The organism is Nocardiopsis oceani (genome assembly GCF_054777395.1).
Map to the genome: position 1 here is coordinate 1 of NZ_BAAHAR010000104.1, position 3,599 is coordinate 3,599.

Below are 3,599 nucleotides of genomic sequence, written 5' to 3' on the forward strand. Positions count from 1 at the left end.
GGCGAGCCAAGTGGACCAACCGGTGGAAGCGGGCGCTGAATGCCTTCGAGGTGACCTTCGAGGGCCGGCTGACCCCGACACGCCGCTGACCAGGAAAAATAGTTACACCCTTAACTTGACACACCCCTACGTAACGACCGCTTACTCGGAAAGGCTCAGTGGGTGCCTGGCTACTAATCTTCTATGGTTCCTCTGTCCCCCTGTGAGCGGATCTCTCACGTGTTGCGCCGTATTCATGACTCTGACCGCGGAGCCTCCCTTGTGGAATACGCCGCCGTCATTGTGCTGGTGGCAGCGGTCGCAGTGGCCCTGTTCATGGTTGGTCTGCCCCGAATCATCAGTGACGGCGTCGGTAATGCCGTCGGCGATGCTCTCGGACCTGGTGAATCCGATGCGGGTGGCCCTGGTGCGGAGCCTGGCGAGGCTGACCCGGGCGACACCGACCCTCCCTACATCGACGATGGCCTCCCCGCACCCGGTGAACCAGACCTCGAGGGGGAAGCCGACGCGCTGCTTCCGTTGGCTGACTCCGAGGACTACGAAACGCAAGTGCTGCTCTACCAGCCTGAGTCCGGCAACGGGGCGACGCCGACCCACGAGTCCTTCAACGCCGCAGCCGAGTCCATTAATGTCGACGCCGAAGATCTCCGGGACGAAGAGTACGAGACGGAGCTCAACGAGGATGGCACGGCCGGTGGCGAACCTGACGAGGATTTCGACGAAAACGGGTTGGGTCCGCTTGTCGAGGGTTCCTCAACTGAGGAGGAAATAGAACCGCTGGAGTGGAATGCGCCCGATGAACACAACGAACACGGATCCGTGGACCCCACGGAGGAGCACGAAGAGACACATCGTGCTTGGGGGCGGATAGCCACAGTGGCGGGTCTCGTGGGTCGGGGTAATGCTGCCAGGAATATGAGGCACTTCCTGGAGAACAGCGGAGAACCGCTTGAGCAGAACGTTGACCATATGCTGAATACTGTCGACCGGTTTAGCTCTGACACCGAGACACAGCAGCTTGCCCTTATCGAAGATGCGATTAATCAGGCCGAGGAAGAGGGTGGAAGTGGACCCTACACTTTCCCGATCAGAACTGATTGGGCGCAGCATACAGGGAACCTGCATGAAGACGGACAGGACTGGTATTACGCGGCAGGGACATGGGCTTACAGTCAGACAGGGGAAATTACGGTAACCCGTGAGGACGACGGGAGCTGGTCCTACGATATGGAGGCGCAAGTCCATATGAGAGACCAGTACGATTGGCATGGCGTTGACGACGGGGGCTTGGGGGTCACGATTCCTTTCATCGGTGATGTGGATGACGAGGAGCTGGCAGAGCTCCATCGAGCAGGCTTGGCCCAGGAGTTCACCATGTATGGGGCCTCTGACACGGTTAGGCGTAGCGGATCCTATACTTCAGACGAGGGGCGGCACTACGAGTCTTCAAGCGGCCCAGGGACCAGGTGAACATATGATGACACCAAGAAGCACCGTGCCTGCACTGGTCGTGCTGTTGACCATGCTCCTGGCTGGTTGTTTCGGGACTGAAGAGGTCAACCAACCCGAGTCTGAGCCCACGGCAGAAGCGGAGCAGAGCGACTTTGAGGAGCTCTCTGGAGCTGAGATTCCCGAGTCTGCCGAGTCCGTCGAGGTATTCTCTGTAGGCGAAGTCGACTCGTTTCCGACGTATGTTACCACCTTCACCTTGCCTAGCGAAGAAAGTGCCGCAGATTTCTGCCGGAGCGGAAATATTGGCAACTATCTTCCCGTGCCTGACGGTGAACTGAATGAGGAACAGCGCGAGCGGCACTTCATTGGCGAAACGGAATTGGTTGATCCCCGCAGATGCACATCAGTGCAGCAGGGAGAGAATGTCGATCGCAGCGTTGTTTTCAGCTTTCCCGAAGGGGAGCGGGTTTCAGTGTGGGCTGTAGCAGAAAAATCTGGACGGTAGTCGTGGCTGTCACTCCCACCCTTGCGCTGGGTCCGAAATCTGCGCGGGCTGCCTACCCGTACATCAGCGTATCCGCTCTCCTGCTAGTCGCGCTGACTGCTTGTACTTCTGACATGTCCGACTCTTCTGACACCACGGGAACATTCCCCGAAATCTCCGGGGAGGTCGGAGAAACCCCGTCCGTAGACTTCCCTGAAGCCCCCGATTTCGACAGCGTGGAAAGTCATGTCATCACCAGCGGCTCGGGGGGCACAGTCGCCCTGCACGACCTGGTGGCATCCCACCAGGTGATCTATGAGTGGGGACCGGACGGATACGTGCGCGAATCCTACTCCAGCTACGAGGAATCACCCCTGCTGCTCTCCGTTTCCGCATTGGCCGAAGTAGCCCCTGAGGCAGCTGAGGCTTTTGAAGGTGAAGAGGTGGGAACGCGCCTGGCAATGGTGTTCCCTCCGTCCCATTCCGCGCTTTCCCCGGACCCCGAAGGCGAGGTGGAAGCCGATGAGCATGACACTTCGACGCTGTTCATCTACGACATCGTGGATCGCTACGAAGCAGGGCTGACCGTCGACCAGGAGGAAAATGAGGCGGTCTTCGACGGCGAGGGTGAGCTGCCGGACGTTCACGTCCCCCAGGGGCGGCAACCTCAGTTAACCGTGCCGGACACAGATCTTCCCGAAGAACTGACAACGACCACCCTCGTTGAGGGGAATGGTGAGTCCGCCACGGCGGAGTCCACGGTTATCACCCAGTTTCAAGCGTTGACCTGGGATGACGGAGCAGAGTTCGACTCCACCTGGGAGTACGGGGCGTCTCCCAAGAACTTCGCGCTGGAACCGGCCTCGGTGATCGAGGGCTGGCTGGACGGTCTGGAGGGTGTGAAAGCTGGCAGCCGTGTCATGCTGATCGTCCCACCGGACATGGGCTATGGCTCTGGAGGCAACGAAACGGTGGATGTGGGGCGCGACGAGACGCTGGTGTACGTCATCGACATTGTCGACGTCATCCCACCCTCCTGATTCGCTGCCATTGGTGCCCAAACCCATGTGCGCGGTGACACTCATGCAGGCCATATACAGGCTCTCCGCCCGGATCGATCGCGCTGTGGGGCGACAGCCTGAGCGCCGACGCCGCCCTGGTGGTGGCGGCCGCGGACGACCGGGTCAGCGCCGTTGTCGGCCAGGCCCCCGCCTTCGGTGAGAGCGGTGCGCCCGACGATCCGGACGGTGCGATCTTCCTGAAGATCAAACGGCGCCTCCTGGACGGGGACGTGCTGGCGGCTCCCGACGATGCGGTCGGCCCGCTGCCGGTGGTGTCGGCTGACCCCCAGTCCCCGTCCTTCCTCCCGCCGATCCAGGCGTACCGCTGGTTCGTCGACTTCGGCGGCCGGTTCGGCAGCGGCTGGCAGAACCAGGCCACGTTCGCCCCTGAGTTCACCCAAGGGTGGGAGATTTTCGTATCGGTAGCGCGCTGACCTGGCGGTATGCCGTTCGCGGTGGGGTGAAAGGGTCACTAAGACCTGAGTTCACCCAAGGGTGGGAGATTTTCGTATCGGTAGCGCGCTGACCTGGCGGTATGCCGTTCGCGGTGGGGTGAAAGGGTCACTAAGAACCTGCTCGTAGGTAACCTTCGTGGCGTGGCA

General features: G+C 60.7%; 4 protein-coding genes. All 4 read left to right on the forward strand.

Annotated features, from left to right (window positions below):
- Positions 1-261 precede the first annotated feature (261 nt).
- The 4 genes from ACYVDG_RS32485 to ACYVDG_RS32500 all read left to right on the forward strand — a co-directional run bounded on the left by ACYVDG_RS32485 (position 262) and on the right by ACYVDG_RS32500 (position 3,431).
- A complete protein-coding gene (locus ACYVDG_RS32485; RefSeq protein ID WP_460764023.1) occupies positions 262-1,470 on the forward strand; it encodes a hypothetical protein in 1,209 nt (402 codons plus the stop codon).
- A gap of 25 nt (positions 1,471-1,495) precedes the next feature.
- On the forward strand, positions 1,496-1,957 hold the full coding sequence (locus ACYVDG_RS32490; RefSeq protein ID WP_460764026.1) for a hypothetical protein: 462 nt from the start codon (positions 1,496-1,498) through the stop codon (positions 1,955-1,957).
- 113 nt (positions 1,958-2,070) lie between these two features.
- On the forward strand, positions 2,071-2,976 hold the full coding sequence (locus ACYVDG_RS32495) for an FKBP-type peptidyl-prolyl cis-trans isomerase (protein ID WP_460764029.1): 906 nt from the start codon (positions 2,071-2,073) through the stop codon (positions 2,974-2,976).
- A 119-nt stretch (positions 2,977-3,095) separates the two neighbouring features.
- Positions 3,096-3,431, forward strand: coding sequence for a hypothetical protein (locus ACYVDG_RS32500; RefSeq protein WP_460764032.1), 336 nt, complete (start codon positions 3,096-3,098; stop codon positions 3,429-3,431).
- Positions 3,432-3,599 lie beyond the last annotated feature (168 nt).